This window comes from Variovorax multivorans, from assembly GCF_051216835.1.
In the GTDB taxonomy this organism is placed as follows: domain Bacteria; phylum Pseudomonadota; class Gammaproteobacteria; order Burkholderiales; family Burkholderiaceae_C; genus Variovorax.
In genome coordinates this window covers 122,172-144,175 of record NZ_JBPJZL010000004.1, presented here as the reverse complement: position 1 = coordinate 144,175, position 22,004 = coordinate 122,172, and the positions used below count along the sequence as shown (strand labels likewise).

Genomic DNA, 22,004 nt, shown 5'->3' with positions numbered 1-22,004 from the left:
GCCATGTCCATGCTCAAACCCGACTTCAACGACCCGATCACCCTGCAGGTGATGTGGGACCGCCTGGTCTTCATCGCCGACCAGGCCGACAGCGCGCTTGGCCGCACGGCTTTCTCGCCGATCGTGCGCGAGAACCACGACTACGTGAACGTGCTGCTCGACGCCAAGGGGCGCGCGCTCGCGCAGTGCACTTGGTCGATTCCGGTGTTCATCACCACGCTGCCGATGGCGGCGCAGAACTACTTCCTCAAGGCCTTTCCACCCGAGTCGCTGGAGCCCGGCGACGTGCTGGCCACCAACGACCCGGTGATCGGCACGGGCCACCTGCCGGACATGGTCATGCTCACGCCGATCTTCCGCAAGGGAAAGATCGTGGGCTACGCGGGCAGCATCGCCCACCTGCCGGACATCGGCGGTCGGCCGCAGTCGCCCGACTCGACCGACATGTTCGAGGAAGGCATCCGCATTCCGATGCTCAAGCTGTTCAAGGCCGGAAAGCCGAACACCGACGTGTTCTCCGTCATCGAGGCCAGCGTGCGCCTGCCGCACGAGGTGCGCGGCGACATCCAGAGCATGGTGGCCGCCAACGAGGTGATGAGCCGCGAGCTCACGCGCTTCATGGACGAATACGGCCTCGAAGACTGCGACGGCCTCGGCGAGGCAATCTTCAGCCGCTCGGAGCGCCACATGCGCAAGGCCATCGCGGCCTGGCCGAACGGCAGCTACAAGGCCGACATGACGATCGACGGCTTCGAATCCGACGTGAAGCTGTGCGTGAGCGTGGAGGTGCGCGACGACTCGATCCACGTCGACTACACGGGCACCTCGCCCGAGGTGGCGCGCGGCATCAACGTGGTGCCGCACTACCGCGTGGCGCACAGCGTGTATGCGCTGAAATGCCTGCTCGACCCGGAGACGCCGAACAACGAAGGCTGCATGGTCGCGCTGACCGACTCGGCGCCGGCCGGCTCCATCCTCAACCCGCGGCCGCATGCGGCGGGCGCTGCGCGCAACCTCGTGGGCCATTGCATTCCGAGCCTGATCTTCAAGGCGCTGCAGCACGTGGTGCCCGATGGTGCGATGGGCGACAGCGGCGGCGCGCCGATCTGGGGCATCAACTGCCAAGGACAACGCTCCGACGGCACGGCCTACGGCAGTGCGCAGAACTTTCATGGTGGACAAGGCGGACGCTCATCGATGGACGGCCTGGACACGCTGAGCTTTCCGTCCAACTGCCGCGTGACGCCGATCGAGATGTACGAGCTTGCAGTGCCCGTGCTCACCGAATGCAAGGAGCTCATTCCGGACTCGGGCGGCCCCGGCAAGTTTCGCGGCGGGCTGGGCCAGCGCGGCGTGATCCGCAACCTGTCGGACCGCGAGATGAACATCTACCTGAGCACCGAGCATGTGAAGTACCCCTGCCTCGGCGTGCTGGGCGGTCAGGCCGGACGCAATGGCGCGGTGCTGCACGACGGCAAGGCCGTGTTCCCGAAGGGCCGGCTGGTGCTGGCGCCGGGCGAGCGCCTGACGATCGAGCTGCCGGGTGGCGGCGGCTGGGGCGATGCGCAGCAGCGCTCGCGCGATCTGGTCGAGGACGACTTGCGCCAGGGCCTCGTCAGCATGGCCGGCGCGCAGGTCGACTATGGGTACGAGGCCGAGGCGAGCGCCGAAACGCAGAAGGCGGTGGCGTGATGTCCGGCGCACTGAAGGGACAGGTCGCGCTCGTCACCGGTGGCGGTTCGGGTATCGGCCGCTCCACCGCGCTGATGCTCGCCGCCGAGGGCGCGCGCGTCGTCGTGATGGGCCGCAGGCTTGACCCGCTGCAGGCGGTGGTCGAAGAGATTCGAAGCGCCGGTGGCGAAGCCTGGGCCCGACAGGCCGACCTGCAGGAGCGCGAGCAACTGCTGGAGCTGGTGCAGTGGGCCGGGAAGGAAGTCGGCCCCATCGGCATCCTCGTCAACAACGCGGGCCTTACCAGCCGCGTGCGCAACATCCGCTGGATCGAGCCGGACGACTGGGAGTCGGCGGTGTCGGTCAACCTGACGGCGGTCTACGTGCTGATCCAGGCCGTGCTGCCCGGCATGCTCGCGGCCGGTGCCGGCACCATCGTCACCGTGTCATCACTGGCTGCCGTGCGCCCGAACCTGCTGGGCGGCGCGCCCTACGGCGCGGCGAAGGCGGCGGTGACGAACCTGATGGGCTTCGTGCACGGCACCTTCCGCAACAACAACATCCGCTCCACGACCATCCTGCCTGGTGAGGTCGACACGCCCATCATGGACACGCGCGTGCGCCCGCCGAGTGCCGAAGAGCGCGCCGCCATGGTCGCGCCCGATGACGTGGCGCGCGCCATATTGCTGGCCTGCACGCTGCCGCAGGGCACCACCATCGAGCAGCTGGTGATCAGCCCGACCCGCGCGCGCGACCAGGGCCCCGACATCGAAATCAGCCGCTGGCTCGGCGCCCCCGACGGAACACCCGGCAAACCCTGAACGAGACGAAGCATGAGCGACACCCTTCATCAACGCCTGGCACGCGGCGACTCCGTGCTGATGGTCAACCCCAACCATGTGTCCCCCACGCTGTGCGAGAAGCTCGTGCGCTCGGGCGCGGACTCGGTCTTCATCGACTGCGAGCACGGCCTGGCCAGCTTCGAGGACATCCACCACATGGCCAAGGCCGCGCGCTATGCCGGCGGCTTCGGCATCGTGCGCCCGCAGAACCAGGAGCGCTCCACCATCACGCGCTGCCTCAATGCGGGTGCGGACGGCGTGATGGTGCCGCTGATCCACACCGCGGACATCGCCCGCCAGGTGGTGCACACCTTCCGCTATGCCTGCCCCGACGACCATGCGACGAAGCTGCTGGTCGGCATGGTGGAGTCGGTCGAGGCGGTGCGCAACCTCGACGAGATCCTGGCAGTCGAAGGCATCGACGTGTTCTTCGTCGGGCCTGGCGACCTGTCGCAGTCGATGGGCTACTCGCCCGCTGTGGCACCGGGCAAGCGCCGCCCGCAACCTGCGCTCGACCTGGTCGACCAGACGCTGCAGCGCATTCGCGCGGCAGGAAAAATCGCGGGCACGCTGGTCGTGAAGCAGGACGTCGAGCACCTGGTGTCGATGGGTGCGCAGCTGCTGTACTACCACGCGGACCCCTTCGTGACGGAAGGCGTCGCGGCAATGCGCAACCTCTCGCAGCCGATGGCGGCCGCCGCGCACTGAGCTTCGAGAAATCAGGGCTGCGGTAACGCGGCTTCCGGTGCGCGGATGCCCGCGAGCCGCCCGGCCGCGAACAGGTTGTCGATCTGCTCGCGCAAGATCTCCAGTACGGCACGCGCCTGGTCGGACATCGGCAGGTGGTCCGGCACGCACAGCGACACGGTGGCCTGCAGCGCAGGCTCGACGATCCTGCGGATCACCGGCGGATTCGCGGCTGGCGGAAAGTCCGCCAGCGCCGATGGCAGGATGGTCGCGCCCACGCCCGCCTGGATCGCCTGGCGCAGCGTTTCGGCGGATTCGATCTCGGCGCGGATGTTCGGCACCACGCCAATGCGGGCGAAGGCCTCGTCGACCATCCGCCGCAGGAAGTGCATGCGGCTCGGCAGCAGCAGGTCGATGCCGGCCAATGCGCGCAGGGCAATCGTCTGGTCGTCGTTCTGCTCCAGCTCCATGCCCGGCGGGGCGATCAGGAACAGGTCTTCGGTCAAAAGCGGCTGCAGCGTAAGGCCCTTCATGGGGCTGCCCGCGTAGATGATGGCCATGTCCAGGCGCCCGGTCATCACCATCTCGCTGAGCACCAGGCCGAAGTTGTCGTTGATGAACAGGTTGACGCCCGGGTATGCGCTGCGCACTGCCTGCAGCAGCGGCATCGACAGCGCCGAAGCCGTGCTGTAGGTGGCCAGCCCGACCGAGACAGGGCCCGAGATGAAGCTCTCGTCCGTGCGGTTCATCAGTTCGCGCTCCACCTGCTCCAGGTGGCTCAGCATGATCTGTGCATGGCGGTAGAGCTCGTTGCCTGCAGCGGTGGGTGTCACCCCTGCGTTGGAGCGGTTCAGCAGCTTGTGCTTGAAGTGCTCTTCGAGCGAAGCAATGTGCTGGCTCAATGCCGGTTGCGCAACGCTCAACTGCGCGGCGGCCGCGGATAGGCTGCGCGCATCAACCGCAGTCACGAAGCTCTTGAGGGTCTTGAAATTTACCGTCATGGGAAGTCGGGTGCGAACTGATCGTAACCCCGGTTGACGCTGCCAACGCGTGGCTCGATGCTTGCTTGCAAACAGAACAGCAAGACGACGGAGACCCGGTGAACCTCAGGCGGTTGAAATATTTCGTGAAGATCGTTGACGTGGGCAGCCTCACGCAAGCCTCGGAGGTGCTGCACGTTGCGCAGCCGGCGCTGAGCCAGCAGCTGGCCACGCTCGAAGGCGAGTTCAACCAGCGCCTGTTGCTGCGAACGCAGAAGGGCGTGGTGCCCACCGAAGCCGGCATGGTGCTGTACCGCCACGCGCAATTGATACTGCGCCAGTTCGAGCAGGCGCGCGCCGATGTCGTCAATGCTGGGCGCAGTCTGGCGGGGCAGGTGTCGGTCGGCCTCGCGCCGGGCACCGCTGCATCGGGCCTGGCCCTGCCGCTGCTGCAGACGGTGCAGGAGCGGCATCCGCAGCTCATGCTGCACATCAACGAGAACTTCGGCACCACGCTGTGCGACGTGGTGCGCAACGGCCTCATGGACATGGCCGTGCTCTATGGCGGCGAGCATGCGGTGCGGGGCTTGTCGTTCGACCCGTTGCTCACCGAAGACCTCTGCGTCGTGGCCTCCCACGGCATGCTGCGCATGGACGGCGACGAGCTCGCGCTGGCCGAACTGCGGAACGTGGACCTGCTCCTGCCCAGCATCGACAACCAGCTGCGCCGCAGCGTGAACCGGGCCTTTGCTTCGGCGAAGATCATTCCGCGCGTGGTGGCGGAGATGGAGTCTTCGAGCACGCTGTCCGCCGCGGTTGCCTCGGGCGTGGGCGCGACGATCCTGCCCGTGTCGCTTGCACGCTCCGTCGCGGCCACGGCAGCGGTCGACGTCGGGCGGCTGGTGTCGCCGCACATCGAGATTCCGCTGGCGCTATGCGCTTCCGATCACCTGCCGCTGTCTGAGCCTGCGCAGGTCGTCAAGGGCATTCTGATGGAGCTGGTCAATCGCCTCGAGTTGGGTGGCGGCATGCACACTGTGCATTGACGGTCTGCGAGCTTCTCAAACGGCCTTTTGCGCGCGTTGCCGCACGGCCATGTAGTTGCCCGGCGTCACGCCGAAGCAGCGGCTGAACCAGCGCGAGAAATGAGCCTGGTCCGTAAAGCCGCATTGCGCCGCCACGTCGGCCGCCGCGCGCCCCTCGCGCAGCAGCGCCTTGGCCCTGCCGATGCGCGCGAGCCGCGCATAGTGCGCCGGCGTCACGCCGACGGCCACGCGGAACAGGCGATGAAAGTGCTCGCGCGACATGCCCAGCCGCTGGGCCAGCGCACCCGGATCGATGCGGCACGCATCCTCGGTCGCCAGCGCGTCGCAGACGGCCTCCACGCGCGCGTCGCCCGCATGGCGTTCGACCGCCACCAGTTCGCCGCTGGTCTGCGCTCCAAGAACCCGCTCCAGGAGCCGGCCGACCTGCGCACCGTCTTCCGCCAGCGCCGCAACGGCCAGTGCATCGACCATGGCCGCGTCTTGCCAGACGCTCCGGCGCAGCGCACCCCGCTGGCTCTGCGGCCATCCGAAGCGCGCGCCAACCCAGACGTGCGGCACATACAGCATCACCATGCGAAAGCCCTGCGCGCTCACGCCGGCGGTGTGAAGCATGAAGGGCGCCATCAGCACCAGGTCGCCCGCCTGCGCCACCTGTCGCTCGCCGGCACAGGTGAATTCGCAGCGGCCTTCGAGGATGGCGCCCACGCTCCACTCGGCATGCCAGTGCAGCTCGAAGCGCGCCTTGGGGTCGGCCGCGAACATTGCCTCGACCTGCGCGCCGTCTTCCATCGGCAGGCCGATCACATGCGAGGCGGGTGAGCTTGTGCGCGGGTTCATCCCTCCAAGGGTAGCGCTCCCCGCACCGTGATGCCCATCCAGCCGGCGCTGGCGGTCGTGGCGTTCACAGGGCCGAGCAGCGCCAGCTCTTCGACCGGGTGATCGTGGAACCGCAGCGTCGCACTGCCACCGAACCAGCCCGACTCGACGCGGTCGATGATGTCGGCGCGCAGATAGCGCGGCACCGCCACGCTGCCCGGCTGCGTCAGGTCGGGCCAGCCGATGGCGCCGATGGTCGGTGCCGCCAGAAAACCCAGGCGCCCGGCCTTCTCGCCCGACAGCGTGACCGAGGCATCGACGAGCCGTCGCTCCTTCACGCTGAGGCTCGCCCCCAATTGGCTGCCGGCCGACAACGGCGCGGCCGCCGGATGGATCAGCGGCATGCTCCGCGTGAGCCAGGTCTGGCCGATCTTCTTGGGCCAGCCCTGGAGCCAGCCGCGCAGCAGCGAAATATCCTGGTCCACGTAGATCAGCGGGCAATAAAAGCGCGCATCGCCACCGCCCGGCCTTGCCGCGATTTCGAGCACGACGATGGTCTCGCGGTACTGCGCGTACACGGGGTCGAGCAGCTCGCGGCCATCGTCACCACAGGCCTGCCAGTCGGCGAAGTGAACGCAGCCCTTGCCGGTGGCCGTGCCGAGCTCGGCCGGCACCAGCGCCGCACCAAGCGCGGCATCGAATTCGAAGGCTACGTTGACGAGCCAGCCGGCGTAGTGCCAGGGCGGTGCCTGCACAAGCGCGCTGCGGCCGGAGGATGTGAAAGGAGGCGTAAAAGATTGCGGCATCGGGTATGGACAAGTTCAAGACCGCCGCACGATATGGCCGCACACGCCGCCGCGTCTTGTACGCCAGTGATCCCGCTACGACAGATGACGGCGTTGTCCGACTCGCCCCACCCCGTCGGCAGACACAATGGCCGCCTCGGCCGAGACAAGCCGAACGAACACAACGAGAAGCTCCTGGCTCCGCACGATGACCCCGATGACCCGTATCTACCTGATAGAAGACAACCCCCTGATCGCCACCACGCTGACCGACGGGCTGCAAGAATTTTCCGAATGCAATGTGATCGGCACCGCCACCACCTCCGGCGCCGCCATCGACTGGCTCAAGAAAAACCCCGAAGGCTGGGACGCGGCCGTCATCGACATCTTCTTGGCCGAAGGCAACGGGCTCACCGTGGCGCAGTACCTGCAGGAGCACAAGTCACCGGCACAACGCACGGTGGTCCTCATGAACTACGCGACCTCCGAGGTGCGCGAAGGCGCGCTGTCCGCGGGCGTGGATGCGGTGTTCGACAAATCGCTGCAGCTCGAAGCCTTCTACGACTTCTGCAAGACGCTGAACATCTCGCCGCGCCGCTGAGGCGGCGGTCGCAAGCGCAGCGGTCCATCGCGGCACAATCGCCCGCGTGCCGACCTTCAAACACAGCCTGACTGCCGGCCTCGCGCTGGCGTTCGCCCTTGGTGCCACGGCCGAGCCGGTGCTACTCGTCACGTCGCCCGCCGCCTTGCAGGCCGCGGAAAGGTCTGGTGCAAGTTTTGCGCACTGGACCGGCGAGGCGCCGGGTAGCGACAGCATCGCCACCAACCAGGCCCTGATGCGCTCGCCCGCCTGGCGCTCCATCGCCGAGCCGCTGGGCGCCAGCCTCGCGGGCATCCAGCGGCGCGACAGGCAGGCCGGCGTCGGCATCTCGAAATATCCGCACCGGCTGTTCGACGCGCGCTGGCTTGCAAGCCCCGATGCCTTCTTCGAACTGGTGGGCGTCGCCAACCGCATGGACCGCCGGCCCTTCCAGAGCGGCGCATGCGGCGAGACACGGCTCGTGTACCGCCTGGCCTATCGCACGGCCGCGATGCAGTCGCGCCTGCCGATGACGGTCAACGTCGAGCTGCGCGGCGATGCGCCCGATGCCGATGGCAGTTGCGCGAGCACCGCGAAGCGCTGGCAACCGCCGCAAGCGTCGATGACCGACGAGGCGACAGGCCGCTGGCTGGTGTCGGCCGATGGTCCGCTGGCGCCACAGCGCCTTGCACTCGCGCGCATCGCGCAGGTCACGACCAACCTGCAGAGCGTGCGCTGGCCCTCGGCGGTGCGGCCCGATCTGGGCGGCCATGCCGAATACATGCTGCGCGCCTTCCGCTGGAATGCGGGCGCGAAGCGCTTCGACGTTGCGCCGCTGGAGAACACACCCGACATCGCAAAGCTCAAGGCCAACGCCCCGCTGCGCAAGGAGCTGCAGCAATGGCTGCAACAGCCCGCCAACCTGCGCGCGCTGGACGAGGCCACCTTGCAGATTCCCGAGAAGTTCCTCGCGACCGAAGCCGTCTCGGTCGCGCCGCGCGGGCTAGAACGGCTGGCGAACCGGCCCTTCGAGCAGCTCTTCGCGCCAGGCGAATGGCAGGCCGTTCAGGGCAGCCGAACGCTGCAATCACCGCAGGCGGTGCTGCGCCGCCTCGACGACCTGAGCTGCGCGGGCTGCCACCAGAGCCGCGCGGTCGCGGGCTTTCACCTGCTGGGCGTGGACCGGCGCGGCGCATCGCGCACATTCACCACCGGCAACGCGCTCGCGGTGCCGCACTCACCCCATGTGCAAGACGAACTGACACGCCGCGGTGCCTATGTGCGGGCCGCGCTGTCGACGCCACGGCCCGATCCGTTCCGCCCCCTGGCCGAGCCCGATGACGCGAACACCGTGGCCGAGAAGCCGACAGTCGGCGCGCGCTGCGAGCCCACCCGCATCACCGCATCCGCCAACCCATGGCTGGACCGCGCCGAGAAGCTGCCGCGCATCTCCTGCGAAGGCATGCTCTCCGTGTGCGAGAAAACCTCGGTCGGCTTCCCGGGTGGCATGTGCTCGGGCTCTTGCGATCCGAACGACAAGAACGGCACCTGCGGCGGCATCGCGATCCTCAGCGACTTCAACAGCTGCCTCGCCGCAAAGAAGCCCTTCGGCGAATGCCTGGCGAAGCACACACGGCCCGGCAATCTGCGCAGCTGCTCGGCGCAGCAACCCTGCCGCGACGACTACATTTGCGCGCAGGCCGAGGGCCAGCCCGAAGGGCGTGGCGCGTGCATACCGCCCTATTTCCTGTTCCAGATGCGGGTGGACGGGCACTCCTGACGGGCCGTCATTCGTTCGCGGTCGGGCGCATCAGCCAGGCCGAGACGGCAGCCACCACACCAAGCACCGCAACATAGATGCCCACCGGCACGATGCTCGAATACTTCGCGACCAGCGTGGCCGCGATGATCGGCGCCAGCCCGCCGCCAATGGCTGCCGCGAACTGAATGCCGATCGAGATGCCCGAATAGCGCAGCTCGGCCGGAAATTGCGCCGCATACAGGTTCGACTGCGGCGCGAACATCAACGGGTAGTTGATCGACAGTGCCACCACCATGGCCACCGTGTAGGCCGTGAGCGACCCGCTGCCGATGGCCTGGAACAGCGGCACCGCCATGATCGCCAGCAGCAGCCCGCCGAATACATAGAGCCGCCGCGCGCCCACCTTGTCGGCAAGCCAGCCGCTGGCCGGAATGGTGAAGACCATCACAGTCGAGCCAGCGATCAGCGCGTGCAGTGCATCGGCGCGAGAAAACCCGAGGCGGCTGGTCGCATACGAGATCGAGAACACCAGGATCGTGTAGATCAGCGTCACCTCGGCCAGCTTGCCGCCGATGGTCAGCAGCAAGGGCTTCAGGTGCGCCACCACGACCTCGCGCGCCGGCAGTGCCGCCGTCTTCTGGTGTACCTTGACCTGCATGAACTCGGGCGACTCCTGCACCTTCATGCGGATGAACACGCCCAGCACGATCAGCACCGCGCTCGCAAGAAACGGCAGTCGCCAGCCCCAGCTCAGGAAGCTGGCCTCGGGCAGTTGCGTGACCAGCGCGAAGGCGCCCGACGACAGCAGCACGCCAATGGGTGCGCCCATCTGCGGCATGCTGCCGACCAGCGATTTCCATTTGGGCGGCGCATGCTCCACCGCCATCAGCATCGCGCCGCCGAGCTCGCCGCCGAACGACAGGCCCTGCCCGATGCGCAGCAGCACCAGCAGCACCGCGGCCCACAGGCCGATCGATTCGTAGGTCGGCAAAAGGCCGATCAGCACGGTGCAGATGCCCATCAGCAGCAGGCTCAGCGTGAGCATCGACTTGCGGCCCAGCCGGTCGCCGTAGTGCCCGAAGATGATGCCGCCCAGCGGCCGGGCGAGCATGCCGCTGGCGAAGGTGCCAAAGGCTGCCAGCGTACCGACGGTGGGGTCGAAGTTGGGAAAGAAGAGTTTGTTGAACACCAGCGCCGCGGCCGTGCCGTAGGCAAGGAAGTCGAAGGCCTCGATGGCCGTGCCGACCATGGTGGCGGCGCCGATCTTCCACACGCTCTGGTGCTTTCGCTCCGCGGTAGCCGCTTGTGCCTGCAATGGCGAGGCAATGCTGTTCATGGCTGCTCCTGCGTGACCTGCCGCGCGAACATCGCGAAACTGGCGTTGACGATGCTGCGCTGCAGAAGGAAGTCATGCGACTCCTTCGCCAGCACCGGGTCCACCAGCTTGAGCCGCCCGTAGGCCGACTGCGCAATCAGCTGGTTGCGCGCCGCGCGCTCGATGAGCACCGACATGTAGAGCGACTCCTCGATGGTCGCCGTGGCGGCCAGGAAACCGTGGTTGGCCAGCAGCACGCAGCGCTTCTTGCCCAGGGCTGCGGAGATGATTTCGCCCTCGACGTCGGCAATCGGCAGGCCCGGCCACTCGGCCAGGAAGGCGCAGTCATCGAAGAAAGGCGTGGCGTCCATGTGGGCGATCTGCAGCGGCTCGCCCGTCATCGACAGCGCCGAGACGTACGGCGGGTGCGTGTGGATCACGCAGTTCACGTCGGGCCTGCGCCTGTACACCCACAGATGGAAACGCACCGCGGGGTTGGGCACGCCGCGGCCTTCGAGCACGCGCAGCGAATCGTCGATGCGCATGACCGACTGCGGGCGGATCTCGGCGAAGGCATGCGCGAGCGGCGTCGTCAGGAAGGTGCCGTCGGGCTGCCGCACGGTGACCTGCCCGGCCAGGGTTTCGGAATGCCCTTCCTTGGCGAGGATGCGGCAGCTGAGCGCGAGCTTCTCAGCCTCGCTCCAGTTGCCGTAGCTGAGGCCGTCGAGAGACGGCGCGGGGGTGTCGTGGGTTGCTCGGCTCGTATCGTTCACGCTGTGGCTCCTTTGCATCGGCGGGGTGCGGCCAATGTAAGAAGCGGTGCGCGGTTTGCTCTTGTGCGTGGGCGCACGCGGGTTGATCCAGCGTGCCAACTAGTGGAAAGTCTTAAGTCCTGCCCAACGGATGGCCGCCTAGACTGCATCCCGACTGCACCTGCTTGGCACGAAGCGTGCGGGCCAACGGCAGGAGCCCCACCCATGCACCACGACACAGCAGCATCCGACCTGAGCTTCGCGCCCTGCTTCCGCCCGTTCTATCCGGGCGACGTGCAGGGCTACTCGAATGCGCTCGATTCGCTGGTCTACCCCGGCGAACTCAGTGTGCAGGACAGCAACCCGCGCATGAGCCTCGAAGCCTGCCGGCTCGTGGGCGGCGGCCTGGCCATCAGCTTCACCTCGACGCCGCTGGCGGTTCGCCATGACACGGCGCTGGCCTCCACCGGAGGTATGGGCGGCACGGGCGACGTGCTCGCCATGATTGCCGTCGAAGGCGAAGGCACCGTCGACCAGGGCGGCCGGCGCATGCCCTTCCGCAAGGGCGACATCACCTTCCGCACCACACGGCTCCCCTCCACCTGCACGCTGACCGCGCCCGGCAAGCTGGTGATGCTGCGCCTGCCCTCCGACCGGTTCTTCGGCATCTATGCCGACCTGCACGACCGCTTCGTGCCCTCGATCGCGCAGGCGGATTCGCGCCTGGCCGAGGCCGCCCGCGCGCACATGGGCCATGTGTTCCCCGGTACGGCACAGGCTGCGCCGGCGCTGGCGTATTTTTCGGAGCAGTCGTTCGTTTCGCTGCTGGCCGCGACCTATTGCGAATCGATGGGCGAATCGGTCGCCGAAGACGCAGCCGACGGCAAGCGCCGCGAGCGCGACCGCTGGCAGCGGCTCGTGGCGTTCATCGAGGCGCACCTGGGCGATGCGGAGCTGTCGGTCGATGCGGTCTCGAAGGAGCTGGGCATTTCAAAGCGGCTCACGCACCGCCTGTTCGAGATGCAGCGCACGCAGTACGGCATGTACCTCAAAGTGCGCCGCCTGGAGCGCGCGAAGGAAGAGCTGCAGAACCGGCGGCTCGACCACCTGAGCGTTTCGGAGATTGCCTATCGCAACGGCTTCGGCGATGCGAGCCATTTCAGCCGTGCATTCAGCTGCCACTTCGGCACCCCGCCCGGCGCCTACCGGCGACAGTCCTGTCCTTGATCTTAGTATTCGGTCAAACAACACCAAGACCGAGGACTCTGATGGACATCTTCGAAAACGTGCTGGTCATGCTGATCGCCGCCTGCCTGCTGTTGCAGCTCTCGCGGCGCCTCGCACTGCCCTATCCGTCGATGCTGGCGCTGGCTGGCGTGTGCCTGGGCGCAATGCCCTGGGTGCCGCACATCAGCCTCGACCCGCATCTGGCGCTGGCGCTCTTCATCGCGCCTGCCCTCCTCGATTCAGCCTTCGACATCTCGCCACGCGAGCTGCGGCGCAACTGGATGCCGCTGATCTCGCTGGTGCTGGTGGCGGTGCTGCTGACCACTGCGGCGGTCGCATGGGCCGGCTGGGCCCTGGCCGGCCTGCCGCTGGCGGCCGCGATCACGCTCGGCGCCATCGTCGCGCCGCCCGACGCGGTGGCCGCGGCGGCGGTGATGCAGCAGTTCCGCATTCCGCGGCGCACGCTGTCGATCATCAACGGCGAGAGCCTGCTCAACGATGCTGTCGCGCTACTGGTGTTCGGCGTGGCGGTGTCGGCGGCCGGCGCCGCGCACGTGCCCATGACGAGTTCGCTGCCGATGCTGCTGGTCGCGGTGCCGGGCGGCGCGCTGGTCGGCTTCGCGTTTGCCAAGCTCAACATCCACTTCGGCTCGCCGCTCTTCGCGGGCACTCGCTCGGCCATCATCTTCCAGTTCGTGATGACTTTCGGCGCATGGATCGTGGCCGAGCGGCTGCACCTGTCGCCGATCATCTCGGTGGTCGCCTTCGGCATGACGCTGGGCCAGTACGCGCCCAAACGCCATGCGCCGCGCGACCGCGTGCACTCCTACGCAGTGTGGGGCGCGGTGGTGTTCACGCTCAACGTGCTGGCCTTCTTCCTGATGGGGCTGCAGGCGCGCAGCATTCTCGAGCGGCTTTCGGGGCCGCAGCTGGTGCATGCCCTGCAGTTCGCCGGCCTCGTGCTGGTGCTGGTCATCGCGGTGCGGGTGGCCTGGGTGATGCTCTACGGGGCTGCTATGCGTACTTACAAGGTGCGCCTGATCGCGCAGGGGCACAACGTTCCCGTGCCGTCGAAACGCATCGCGCTGCTGGTCGGCTGGTCGGGCATGCGCGGGCTGGTGACGATGGCCACGGCCTTCGCGCTGCCGGCGGATTTTCCGGGGCGCGACCTCATCGTGCTCAGCGCGTTCGCGGTGGTGCTGGGCACGCTGGTGATCCAGGGCTTCACCATCGGGCCACTGATCAGGGCATTGAAGATCGAGCCCGATGCATCGCTCGACAAGGAGGTGTCGCTCGCGCGCACCGCGATGATGGACGCGGCGCTGTCGGCCCTCGAGGCCGAAGAAAGCCGCGAGGCCGACGCCGTGCGCGACGAATACCGCGCGGCACGCGTGCTGGCGCAGGACGAGCGCCAGCCGCAGGCGAAGACGGCGCACGACCGGCTGCGCGCCGTGGCGATCCGCGCGCAGCGGCAGGCGCTCGAAGCACTGCGCCACAGCGGGCAGATCGAGGACGACGCCTACCACCAGCTGGAAGAAGAGATGGACTGGGCCGAGCTCAACGCCATTCCCGCAAACGACGTGCGCCTGCAGAGCGTCTAGAACCCTGCGCTCAGGATTCCTCGTACCACCGGTCCTTCGCCAACATCACCCGGTGGTGCCCGTGCCCCGAGGGCATCATCGGAAAGCAGTTCTCCTGCGCCGCCACCTGCACGTCGAGAAAGAACGGCCCCTGGCTCGCCAGGCATTCGGCAAGCGCGTCCTCCAGCTCGGCCGGGTCCGACACGCGCCGCGCGCCCCAGCCGAAGGCCTTGGCCAGCGCCACGAAATCGGGCAGCGCCTCGTTCCAACTGTGGCTCAGGCGGTTGCCGTGGTTCAGCTCCTGCCATTGCCGCACCATGCCCATGTAGCCGTTGTTGCACAGCACCAGCTTCACCGGCACGCGGTGCTGCACGGCGGTAGACAGCTCCTGGATGTTCATCAGCACCGAGGCATCGCCGCTCACGCACACCGTCAGCGCTTCGGGGTGGCCGATCTGCGCGCCGATGGCGGCCGGCAGGCCGTAGCCCATGGTCCCGGCACCGCCCGAGGTAAGCCAGTGGCGCGGGCTGTCGAAGCGCAGGTACTGCGCGGCCCACATCTGGTGCTGGCCCACGTCGGTCGACACGATGGCGTTGCGCCCGCCAATGGCGCGCTGCAGCGACGACATCAGCTGCTGCGGCAGGATCGAATCCTCCCGCGCCTCGAAGGCCAGGCAGTCTTCGGCACGCCAGCGCTCGATGCGCGCCCACCACGGTGCGAGGCGCTCGGGCGCGAAGCCCTCCGTTGGCAGCAGCGCCAGCAGGCCTTCGAGGATCACCTCGCAGTCGCCCACCATCGGCACGTCCACGCGCACCACCTTGTTGATGCTGCCGGGGTCGATGTCGATGTGGATCTTGCGTGCATGCGGGCAGAACTCGTCGAGCTTGCCGGTCACGCGGTCGTCGAAGCGCGCGCCGACGCACACCACGAGGTCGGCCTCGTGCATTGCGAGGTTGGCCTCGAGCATGCCGTGCATGCCCAGCATGCCGATGAACTTGGAGTCGGACGCGGGGAACGCGCCCAGCCCCATCAGCGTGAGCGTGCAAGGCGCGTGCAGCAGGTTCACGAGCTTCGCAAAGGCTTCGCACGCGGCGGGCCCCGAATTGACCAGCCCGCCGCCGCCATAGATGACGGGCCGGCGCGCGGTCGAGAGCAGGTCGGCGGCGCGCTGCATCATGGCCTTGGGCGGCAGCGCCGTGCGGCTCGTGCGCAGGGCCCGCAGCGGCGCCGGCTCGGGCGCATGGCCGAGGCGGTCGAGCTGGATGTCCTTCGGCACGTCGAGCAGCACCGGCCCGGGGCGGCCGGTGGTGGCGATCTCCAGCGCGCGGCGCACCAGCGAGGGCACGTCGTCGGCCGAGCGCACCTGCCGGTTCCACTTGGTCACCGAACGCGACATGCCCAGCGCATCGCTCTCCTGGAACGCCTGCGTACCGATGACGGCCGTCGCCACCTGCCCGCTGATGCAAAGCACCGGCACCGAATCGCTCATGGCGTCCAGCAGCCCGGTGATGGTGTTGCCCACGCCCGGCCCCGAAGTGACCAGCACCACGCCCACGCGGCCGGTGCTGCGTGCATAGCCTTCGGCCGCGTGCACGGCTGCCTGCTCGTGGCGCACCAGCACATGGCGCAGCCGCGGCTCGCCGTGCAGCGCGTCGTACAGCGGCAGCGCCGCGCCGCCGGGGTAGCCGAAGATGGTGTCCACGCCGCACTCGACCAGCGTGTCGAGCAGGGCTTCGGCGCCGTTGCGAATGCGCGCTGGCGTTTCCGGGTGAAGGGAGAGGGAGGGCGTGAGGGGTAGGTCGAGCAGTCGCATGCCGTCAATTCTTCCGGTTCGGGAGCAAAATATGCTTCTTTCTTTTGGCTCTTTAAGCTCGATTAATGAAAACCAATCGGCAAACACCCGGCGATAACGAAGGATCTTTTGACAAGACCGACCTGGCGATCCTGCGCGTGCTGCTGCTCGACTCGCGCAAGACCCTGCAGGAGATCGGCAACGAGGTCGGCCTGTCGCCCACCAGTTGCTGGACGCGCATCAAGAAGCTCGAGGCCTCCGGCGTCATCAAGCGCTACACGGTCGATGTCGATCCGGCCAAGCTCGGCTATCACGACTCGGTGATCGTGCAGGTCACGCTCGAAAGCCACACTGACGAGACCCTGTACGACTTCGGCCGCGTGCTCGCGACCATTCCCGAGATACAGGAGGCCTACCTGGTGTCGGGCGACTACGACTACTACATCCGCATCGCCGTGCGCGACACGCGCGACTACGAGCGGCTGCTGCGCGAAAAGCTCTACAAGATCCCGGGCATCCGGCACAGCAAGTCGCACTTCGTGCTGCGGGTGCTGAAGGAAACCAGCGTGCCCGTCATCTGAGGGCGCGAACGGGCCTCCTCAGAACCTCAGAACCTCAGAGCCGGATCAGTTCCACCCGCCGGTTCTTCGCCCGCCCGGCCTCGTTGTCGTTGGGCGCCACCGGCTCCGACGCGCCCGCACCGCGCGTGGTGAAGCGGCGCGGATCCACCCCGGCCTTCACCAGCACCGCGATCACCGCCAGCGCGCGGCGCTTCGACAGGTCGTCGTTGTGCTTCGCCTCGCCCTGCGCGTCGGTGTGCCCCACCACCGACAGCTTCAGCGGCGGGTTGCTGCGCATCAGCTTGGTCATTTCGTCCAGCGTGGGTTGCGACTCGGGGCGGATGATGTCCTTGTCCAGGTCGAACAGGATGCCGTAGAGATTGACGCGCCCCGTCTCCGCCAGGCTCTTCTGCATGGCCGTCGCGTCGACGAACACGATCTTGTTGTCTTCCATCGCCTTGCTCTCGACCACGCGCACGAAGGCGTGGTTGCCGACATCGGCGTTGTGCTCGGCCAGCGCAATGCTGGCGTAGACGGTGCCCGTGGGCCCGGTCTTCTTCGCAAGCAGATAGCGTCCGCTCACCGAAAAATAGTTGCGCGCATAGTCGCCGCGGCTGCCCAGGCGCGGCCACTCGGGGTCATCGAAGGCCAGCGCGAAGTCGTAGGGCGTGTTGGTGTCCACGCTGCCGGGCCGCGGCTTGTAGCACGAGGCATTGGCCGTGCCGCAGGTAAAAAGCACCTCGAAGCCCTTGGCCTTCAGGCTGGACTCGTAGTTGCGCTGCACTTCGAGCAGCGAGCGGTCTTTCGGCAGCCTGTAGAGATAGAGCGTCACCTTGCCCTCGACCTTGAGCAGGTCGGGCTTGCCGCCCGCCCAGTTCTGGAACGGCTCCTTGATGAGGCCAACCTCGTCGTAGGCGGCGGCCTTGTAGCCGTCGAGCACAGCGCCCTCGTAGCGGCCGACCAGCGGGTGGTCCTTGGCGGGCTCGGCGGCGCCCGTGGCGAGCGAAAGCAAGACCATGCTGGCGAGGCTGGCCAGGAATGCGAGCGTTTTCATCGGTGCATCGGGCAGAGTGCGGCAAGAGCGGCGACGCGCTCCATGCTAGGGAGCGAGGCCGCCGCTGTGCATTCGACGGACGGTCTATGCCATTCAAGAATTTGCGGCAAGTTGCCCGGTTTGGCCGGAAAGGCTGGGCGAGGACATAATTGCGCCCGCCCGCGTGAGCGGGAGTCTGGGCTCGTCAAAAGATGGCTACAGCACGGTGCCGGCAATCGTCCGGCGCATTCACAGCACGAGAAAAGTGATTTCCAAGGCAGAAGCGATCTATGAGGCTAGGCAGCAAAGGCTGTTGGCGAATCAGCCGGTGGATCGCAAGGCTTTGGCTGGCCCTGCCGCTGGCCTTCCTGTCTTTTGCGTACGCCGATGAACTCCCGGCGGATGCGGTGCCGCAGCACGACGGCCCTGTCCATATCACGCAGGCCGAGTTGCTCTCGGTTTCCGGCACGGGCTATTCCGCACCTCCGCGGCATATCGTGGATGCCGCGCTGCCAACCGATGGCTGGAAGACGATCAACCTCCCCTACACAGCCCAGCGCGAACTGGTGCCCGATGCGTCGAGCGGCGAGCGAACCGTCACCGACTGGTACCGCATCGAACTGTCCGGGCTGACGCCGAAGACGCAGCAGCAGCTTCTGTACCTCCCGCGCTGGAAAACCCTGGGCAACATCGCGGTGTACGGCGACGGCGTACTGCTCTATCAGTCGCATGGCAGCCCCATCCACAACGGCTACAACCATCCGCTCCTGCTGCCGTTGAACGCGACCGCCAATACGCCCGCCCCGGCATCTGTGCTGATTCGCGTCGACCGCCTGCGCAACAGCGGCAGCGGCTTTTCGACCCTGTGGGTGGGCGACGAGGAATCGCTGAGCTGGCGCTACCAGATCCGCCAGTTGCTGCAGGTGCAGTTGCCCTTCATGGGCAGCGCCGCGTTCCTGGCGGTTGGTGCATTCGCGTTCGCGGTGTGGCTGTTCAAGAGGCGCGAATCGCTCTACCTGCTGTTCTTTGCCATCTCGGCGCTCGCCTTCCTGCGCACGCTTCACTACTACGCGGGCGGCAGCTTCATCCCGATCTCGGACGACTGGTTCGAATGGATGACCGTGGCCAGCCTGCTCTGGCTGATCGTCCTCATCCACCTGTTCTTGCAGCGCCTGCACCTGCAGCCATCGCCCTGGCTGACCCGTGTGTCGGTGACCCTGGCGCTGGCCTGCAATATCGCAACGCTGCCCCATGTGTCGACGGAGATCGTCAGCCTCTACCTGTTCACGCCCCTGCTCAACCTGATGGTGCTGCCCGTCGCGGTGACGATCTTTGCGGTGAACCTGCGCAAGGCGCTGCGCGCGCAACTGCCCGAGGGGCGGCTGGTGGCTGGCTGGACTGTCTTCGCCGTCGCCTTCACTTCCTACGACGGGCTCCTGCAGAACAACCTGGTCAGCCCGGAGGCCGTGTACACCTCTCCCTACGCCATCATCAGCCTGTTCTTCGTCTTCTCGTACATCATGTTCCAGCGCTACACGGGCGCGTTCGCCGAGGTGGCCCGGCTGAACAAGGGCCTGGCCCAGCGCCTGCAGGCGCGCGAAGCCGAGCTGGAGCAAAGCTACCAGCGGCTGCGCGTGATCGAGAACCAGCACATGCTCAATGCCGAGCGCCGCCGCCTCATGCAGGACATGCACGACGGGTTGGGTTCGTCGCTGATCAGCGCCATCCGCTCGGTAGAGCGAGGCGCCATGAGCGAGGCCGAGATTTCCCGCGTGCTCAAGGGCTGCATGGAAGACCTGAGGCTGGTGATCGATTCCATGGAAAACGTGGAAGCCGACCTGCTGCTCCTGCTGGCAACCATGCGCTTTCGCCTCGCGCCGCGCATCGAAAGCGCCGGCATCACGCTGCAATGGGAAGTGCAACCCGTGCCCACGCTACCCTGGCTGGACCCGGACGGCGCGCTGCACATCCTGCGCATCGTGCAGGAATGCGTGGCCAACGTGCTGCGCCACACGCGGGCCACCATCATCTGCGTGAGCACCGCGACAGTCGATGAAGGCGTGAACGTGGTGATCGAAGACAACGGCGAAGGCTTCGACGTGGAAGAGGCCCTGCGCCGAAGCGGACGGGGGCTGCGCAACCAGCAGCGGCGCGCGCAGGTGATTGGTGGCAAGGTGAGCTGGCAGTCCGGCAGCGCTGGAACGCGCTTCACGCTGTGGCTGCCGCTGCACCGCAAGGCCGAAACCGACAAGGCCATAAGCGCTTTCTGAGCCCGCCTTCCGAGCCCGGCTCAGAGGCTCGCAACAATCTGCTCGCGCAGCCACTTGTGCGCCGGGTCGCGGTGCCGGCGCTCGTGCCAGAGCATCGCCATCTCGTAGCCGGGCACCTCGAGCGGCGCCTCCACCACACGCAGCCCGGTCGCGCCGCGCGCCAGCCGCTCGGGCAGCATCGCGACCATGTCGGTGCTGGCAAGCACCGACATCATGAAGAGGAAGTGCGGCACCGACAGCGCCACGCGCCGCGTCAGGCCCTTCTCGGCCAGCGCTTCGTCCGTTGGCCCAGCGAAGCCGCCGCCGGCTAGCGACACCACCACGTGCTCCAGCGCGCAGAACTGCGCGAGCGTCGGCCGGCGCTTCAGGCGCGGATGGCCGGCGCGCCCGACGAGCACGTAGCGTTCGTGGAAGAGCACCCGCGCATGCAAGCCACGCGGCGCGCCCACGCTGGTGTGGAAGAAGAGATCGATCTCCCCGCTCTCCAGCTGCCGCGCCATGCGCGATGGCACCGCCTCCACCACGGCCAGCCGCGTGTGCGGCGCCGCGGCACGCAGCCCGGCCAGCGCCGGCAGCAGGATGGCCGACTCGGCATAGTCGGCTGCCGCAACGCGCCAGGTGGTGGTTGCCTCTGCGGGGTCGAAAGGCTTCGTGGGCGCCACCGCGCGGCCCAGCGATTCAAGCGCCTCGCGCAGAGGCTCGCGCAGTTCGTCGGCGCGCGCGGTGGGCCGCATGCCGCGCTGCGCGGGTACCAGCAGCGGGTCGTCGAACGCTTCCCTCAGCTTGGCGAGCTGCACGCTCACCGAGGGCTGCGACAGGTTCAAACGCTCAGCTGCACGCGTGACGTTGCGCTCGGCCAGCAGCGTGTCAAGCGTGACCAGCAAGTTCAAATCGAGGCGGCTGAAATTGTTCATGGCAATTCCTGGGATTCAGACTATTCATTTCCAATATATCGCCACGAGGCCTAACCTGCGGACATCTTCATTCGACCTCTTGTAAAACCGTGAACATCCTTCTGGTACTTGCCCACCCCGAAGCCGCCTCGCTCAATGGCGCGCTCCATCGCTTCATGCTCGAACGCCTAGTGGCTGCGGGCCATTCCGTACGCGTGTCCGACCTGTACGCCATGCGCTGGAAGCCCGCACTCGACGCCGACGACTTCCCCGCACGCGACACCGCCGCGCGCTTCGACCCCGTGCTCGATTCGCTTCATGCGTTCGAGGCCGGCACGCAAACCGCAGACATCGCCGCCGAGCAGCAAAAACTGCTGTGGGCCGATGCCGTAGTCCTGCAGTTCCCGCTGTGGTGGTACTCGATGCCCGCCATCCTCAAGGGCTGGGTCGAGCGCATCTACGCCTATGGCTTTGCCTACGGCCTCGGCGAGCATTCAGACACGCACTGGGGCGATCGCTTCGGCGAAGGCGTGATGGCCGGCAAGCGCGCGATGCTGGTGGTGACGACCGGTGGCTGGGCATCGCACTACGCGCCGCGCGGCATCAACGGGCCAATGGACGACCTGCTCTTCCCCATTCACCACGGCATCCTCTACTACCCCGGCTTCGATGTGTTGCCGCCGTACGTGGTGCATCGAACGAACAAGGTCGATGAGGCTGCTTATGCGCGCATCACCGAGGAACTGGGTCAGCGGCTCGACACGCTGTTCGCGACCGACCCGATTCCGTTCCGCCGGCAGAACGCCGGTGACTACGAGATTCCCGCGCTCACCCTGCGGCCCGACATTGCGCCGGACCAGTCAGGGTTCGCAGTGCACCGCACGCCACGCGCAGTGTGAAGCGCTCGGCCACCTAGTCAGCGCATAGGTTCTGCTTCGTTGACAGGCGTCGCTCGGCTGGCGCTCCGGACACGGCCAATAAGAATCGCGACGGCCGGCGGCAGCACCAGCCAGAAGCCCGAATACGGCATGAGCAAGACGCCCGCGCCAGCAAGTGTCAATATGCCAATGGCCACACTGAATGGCACGCGAAGGTCGGCGCGTTCCAGTGCGTCCACCACCATGCCGAACAGAAATAGCAACACCCCGAACAAAGTGAACCATGCGGCTTTGCCGCGCGGGGGGGAGCCAAGGACACCGTTATAGACGCCCATCTGCAGCAGTTCGAGGCCTTCCTGCTTGAACATCACAAAGGCCAGTGCTGTGTGCAGTACCGCCACCACCATGAACCAACGACCGATCCAGCGTTTCATTCTTCGAGCTTCTTGGACAGAGACGGATGATTGTGCTCAGCCCGGAGATCTCGACGATGGCTCCGCGATTCAGATCCATGGATAGAACGCCGACTATTCCC

General features: G+C 67.0%; 20 protein-coding genes. 11 read left to right on the top strand and 9 right to left on the bottom strand.

The window, feature by feature from the left end; genetic code table 11:
• The first annotated feature begins 3 nt into the window (after window positions 1-3).
• Genes ACSFCA_RS10935 through ACSFCA_RS10925 form a run of 3 tightly spaced genes read left to right on the top strand, consistent with a single transcriptional unit; the run spans window position 4 to window position 3,221 of the window.
• Complete coding sequence (locus ACSFCA_RS10935; RefSeq protein WP_258349914.1) at window positions 4-1,692, top strand: hydantoinase B/oxoprolinase family protein; 1,689 nt, start codon at window positions 4-6, stop codon at window positions 1,690-1,692.
• A complete protein-coding gene (locus tag ACSFCA_RS10930) occupies window positions 1,692-2,492 on the top strand; it encodes an SDR family oxidoreductase (protein WP_435459531.1) in 801 nt (266 codons plus the stop codon). The genes ACSFCA_RS10935 and ACSFCA_RS10930 overlap by 1 nt, the downstream gene beginning before the upstream one ends.
• A gap of 12 nt (window positions 2,493-2,504) precedes the next feature.
• On the top strand, window positions 2,505-3,221 hold the full coding sequence (locus ACSFCA_RS10925; protein WP_435459530.1) for an HpcH/HpaI aldolase family protein: 717 nt from the start codon (window positions 2,505-2,507) through the stop codon (window positions 3,219-3,221).
• Window positions 3,222-3,232: 11 nt separating this feature from the next.
• On the opposite strand, the gene ACSFCA_RS10920 is transcribed toward ACSFCA_RS10925, so the two are convergent.
• Window positions 3,233-4,201: a LysR substrate-binding domain-containing protein gene (locus tag ACSFCA_RS10920; protein WP_435459529.1), complete on the bottom strand. Its 969-nt coding sequence runs from the start codon at window positions 4,199-4,201 to the stop codon at window positions 3,233-3,235.
• A 98-nt stretch (window positions 4,202-4,299) separates the two neighbouring features.
• On the opposite strand from ACSFCA_RS10920, the gene nac reads away from it, so the two are divergent.
• Window positions 4,300-5,226 (top strand): nitrogen assimilation transcriptional regulator NAC, encoded by a 927-nt coding sequence (gene nac, locus ACSFCA_RS10915; RefSeq protein ID WP_258349918.1) that lies wholly within the window; start codon window positions 4,300-4,302, stop codon window positions 5,224-5,226.
• Window positions 5,227-5,241: 15 nt separating this feature from the next.
• On the opposite strand, the gene ACSFCA_RS10910 is transcribed toward nac, so the two are convergent.
• A complete protein-coding gene (locus ACSFCA_RS10910) occupies window positions 5,242-6,063 on the bottom strand; it encodes a helix-turn-helix transcriptional regulator (protein WP_435459528.1) in 822 nt (273 codons plus the stop codon).
• Entirely contained in the window at window positions 6,060-6,848 is a 789-nt protein-coding gene (locus ACSFCA_RS10905) for an acetoacetate decarboxylase family protein (protein ID WP_435459527.1), read from the bottom strand. The genes ACSFCA_RS10910 and ACSFCA_RS10905 overlap by 4 nt, the downstream gene beginning before the upstream one ends.
• A gap of 187 nt (window positions 6,849-7,035) precedes the next feature.
• Here ACSFCA_RS10905 and ACSFCA_RS10900 point away from each other — a divergent pair, with 187 nt between their 5' ends.
• Window positions 7,036-7,428 (top strand): response regulator, encoded by a 393-nt coding sequence (locus tag ACSFCA_RS10900; RefSeq protein WP_258349921.1) that lies wholly within the window; start codon window positions 7,036-7,038, stop codon window positions 7,426-7,428.
• Window positions 7,429-7,474: 46 nt separating this feature from the next.
• A complete protein-coding gene (locus ACSFCA_RS10895; RefSeq protein WP_435459526.1) occupies window positions 7,475-9,187 on the top strand; it encodes a hypothetical protein in 1,713 nt (570 codons plus the stop codon).
• A gap of 7 nt (window positions 9,188-9,194) precedes the next feature.
• On the opposite strand, the gene ACSFCA_RS10890 is transcribed toward ACSFCA_RS10895, so the two are convergent.
• Window positions 9,195-10,505, bottom strand: a complete 1,311-nt coding sequence (locus ACSFCA_RS10890; protein ID WP_435459525.1) for an MFS transporter — start codon at window positions 10,503-10,505, stop codon at window positions 9,195-9,197.
• Window positions 10,502-11,275, bottom strand: a complete 774-nt coding sequence (locus ACSFCA_RS10885) for an aldolase (protein ID WP_435459524.1) — start codon at window positions 11,273-11,275, stop codon at window positions 10,502-10,504. Before ACSFCA_RS10885 ends, ACSFCA_RS10890 begins: the two co-directional genes overlap by 4 nt.
• Before the next feature lie 186 nt (window positions 11,276-11,461).
• On the opposite strand from ACSFCA_RS10885, the gene ACSFCA_RS10880 reads away from it, so the two are divergent.
• Window positions 11,462-12,463 (top strand): helix-turn-helix transcriptional regulator, encoded by a 1,002-nt coding sequence (locus tag ACSFCA_RS10880; protein WP_435459523.1) that lies wholly within the window; start codon window positions 11,462-11,464, stop codon window positions 12,461-12,463.
• A 41-nt stretch (window positions 12,464-12,504) separates the two neighbouring features.
• Window positions 12,505-14,064: a cation:proton antiporter gene (locus tag ACSFCA_RS10875; RefSeq protein ID WP_435459522.1), complete on the top strand. Its 1,560-nt coding sequence runs from the start codon at window positions 12,505-12,507 to the stop codon at window positions 14,062-14,064.
• Window positions 14,065-14,074: 10 nt separating this feature from the next.
• Here the strand turns inward: ACSFCA_RS10875 and ilvB are convergent, their stop codons facing one another.
• Window positions 14,075-15,856 (bottom strand): biosynthetic-type acetolactate synthase large subunit, encoded by a 1,782-nt coding sequence (gene ilvB / locus ACSFCA_RS10870; protein ID WP_435459521.1) that lies wholly within the window; start codon window positions 15,854-15,856, stop codon window positions 14,075-14,077.
• A 65-nt stretch (window positions 15,857-15,921) separates the two neighbouring features.
• Between ilvB and ACSFCA_RS10865 the strand changes: the two genes are divergently transcribed.
• Window positions 15,922-16,416: an Lrp/AsnC family transcriptional regulator gene (locus tag ACSFCA_RS10865; RefSeq protein ID WP_177142350.1), complete on the top strand. Its 495-nt coding sequence runs from the start codon at window positions 15,922-15,924 to the stop codon at window positions 16,414-16,416.
• A gap of 34 nt (window positions 16,417-16,450) precedes the next feature.
• Here the strand turns inward: ACSFCA_RS10865 and ACSFCA_RS10860 are convergent, their stop codons facing one another.
• Entirely contained in the window at window positions 16,451-17,449 is a 999-nt protein-coding gene (locus ACSFCA_RS10860) for an OmpA family protein (RefSeq protein ID WP_435459520.1), read from the bottom strand.
• Between the two features lie 269 nt (window positions 17,450-17,718).
• Between ACSFCA_RS10860 and ACSFCA_RS10855 the strand changes: the two genes are divergently transcribed.
• Window positions 17,719-19,698: a sensor histidine kinase gene (locus tag ACSFCA_RS10855; protein ID WP_435459519.1), complete on the top strand. Its 1,980-nt coding sequence runs from the start codon at window positions 17,719-17,721 to the stop codon at window positions 19,696-19,698.
• Between the two features lie 20 nt (window positions 19,699-19,718).
• On the opposite strand, the gene ACSFCA_RS10850 is transcribed toward ACSFCA_RS10855, so the two are convergent.
• Window positions 19,719-20,612 (bottom strand): LysR family transcriptional regulator, encoded by an 894-nt coding sequence (locus ACSFCA_RS10850; protein WP_435459518.1) that lies wholly within the window; start codon window positions 20,610-20,612, stop codon window positions 19,719-19,721.
• 89 nt (window positions 20,613-20,701) lie between these two features.
• On the opposite strand from ACSFCA_RS10850, the gene ACSFCA_RS10845 reads away from it, so the two are divergent.
• Window positions 20,702-21,490 (top strand): NAD(P)H-dependent oxidoreductase, encoded by a 789-nt coding sequence (locus ACSFCA_RS10845; RefSeq protein WP_435459517.1) that lies wholly within the window; start codon window positions 20,702-20,704, stop codon window positions 21,488-21,490.
• A gap of 17 nt (window positions 21,491-21,507) precedes the next feature.
• Here ACSFCA_RS10845 and ACSFCA_RS10840 read toward each other — a convergent pair whose 3' ends face one another.
• On the bottom strand, window positions 21,508-21,903 hold the full coding sequence (locus ACSFCA_RS10840; RefSeq protein ID WP_435459516.1) for a DUF6463 family protein: 396 nt from the start codon (window positions 21,901-21,903) through the stop codon (window positions 21,508-21,510).
• Window positions 21,904-22,004: the final 101 nt, after the last annotated feature.

Bases quoted from the DNA above. Each gene is read 5' to 3' on its own strand.
- ACSFCA_RS10935 (WP_258349914.1), top strand. From the start codon at position 4: ATGTCCATGCTCAAACCCGACTTCAACGACCCGATCACCCTGCAGGTG.
- ACSFCA_RS10930 (WP_435459531.1), top strand. From the start codon at position 1,692: ATGTCCGGCGCACTGAAGGGACAGGTCGCGCTCGTCACCGGTGGCGGT.
- ACSFCA_RS10925 (WP_435459530.1), top strand. From the start codon at position 2,505: ATGAGCGACACCCTTCATCAACGCCTGGCACGCGGCGACTCCGTGCTG.
- ACSFCA_RS10920 (WP_435459529.1), bottom strand. From the start codon at position 4,201: ATGACGGTAAATTTCAAGACCCTCAAGAGCTTCGTGACTGCGGTTGAT.
- ACSFCA_RS10910 (WP_435459528.1), bottom strand. From the start codon at position 6,063: ATGAACCCGCGCACAAGCTCACCCGCCTCGCATGTGATCGGCCTGCCG.
- ACSFCA_RS10905 (WP_435459527.1), bottom strand. From the start codon at position 6,848: ATGCCGCAATCTTTTACGCCTCCTTTCACATCCTCCGGCCGCAGCGCG.
- ACSFCA_RS10900 (WP_258349921.1), top strand. From the start codon at position 7,036: ATGACCCCGATGACCCGTATCTACCTGATAGAAGACAACCCCCTGATC.
- ACSFCA_RS10890 (WP_435459525.1), bottom strand. From the start codon at position 10,505: ATGAACAGCATTGCCTCGCCATTGCAGGCACAAGCGGCTACCGCGGAG.
- ACSFCA_RS10885 (WP_435459524.1), bottom strand. From the start codon at position 11,275: ATGCAAAGGAGCCACAGCGTGAACGATACGAGCCGAGCAACCCACGAC.
- ACSFCA_RS10880 (WP_435459523.1), top strand. From the start codon at position 11,462: ATGCACCACGACACAGCAGCATCCGACCTGAGCTTCGCGCCCTGCTTC.
- ACSFCA_RS10875 (WP_435459522.1), top strand. From the start codon at position 12,505: ATGGACATCTTCGAAAACGTGCTGGTCATGCTGATCGCCGCCTGCCTG.
- ilvB (WP_435459521.1), bottom strand. From the start codon at position 15,856: ATGCGACTGCTCGACCTACCCCTCACGCCCTCCCTCTCCCTTCACCCG.
- ACSFCA_RS10865 (WP_177142350.1), top strand. From the start codon at position 15,922: ATGAAAACCAATCGGCAAACACCCGGCGATAACGAAGGATCTTTTGAC.
- ACSFCA_RS10860 (WP_435459520.1), bottom strand. From the start codon at position 17,449: ATGAAAACGCTCGCATTCCTGGCCAGCCTCGCCAGCATGGTCTTGCTT.
- ACSFCA_RS10855 (WP_435459519.1), top strand. From the start codon at position 17,719: ATGAGGCTAGGCAGCAAAGGCTGTTGGCGAATCAGCCGGTGGATCGCA.
- ACSFCA_RS10850 (WP_435459518.1), bottom strand. From the start codon at position 20,612: ATGAACAATTTCAGCCGCCTCGATTTGAACTTGCTGGTCACGCTTGAC.
- ACSFCA_RS10840 (WP_435459516.1), bottom strand. From the start codon at position 21,903: ATGAAACGCTGGATCGGTCGTTGGTTCATGGTGGTGGCGGTACTGCAC.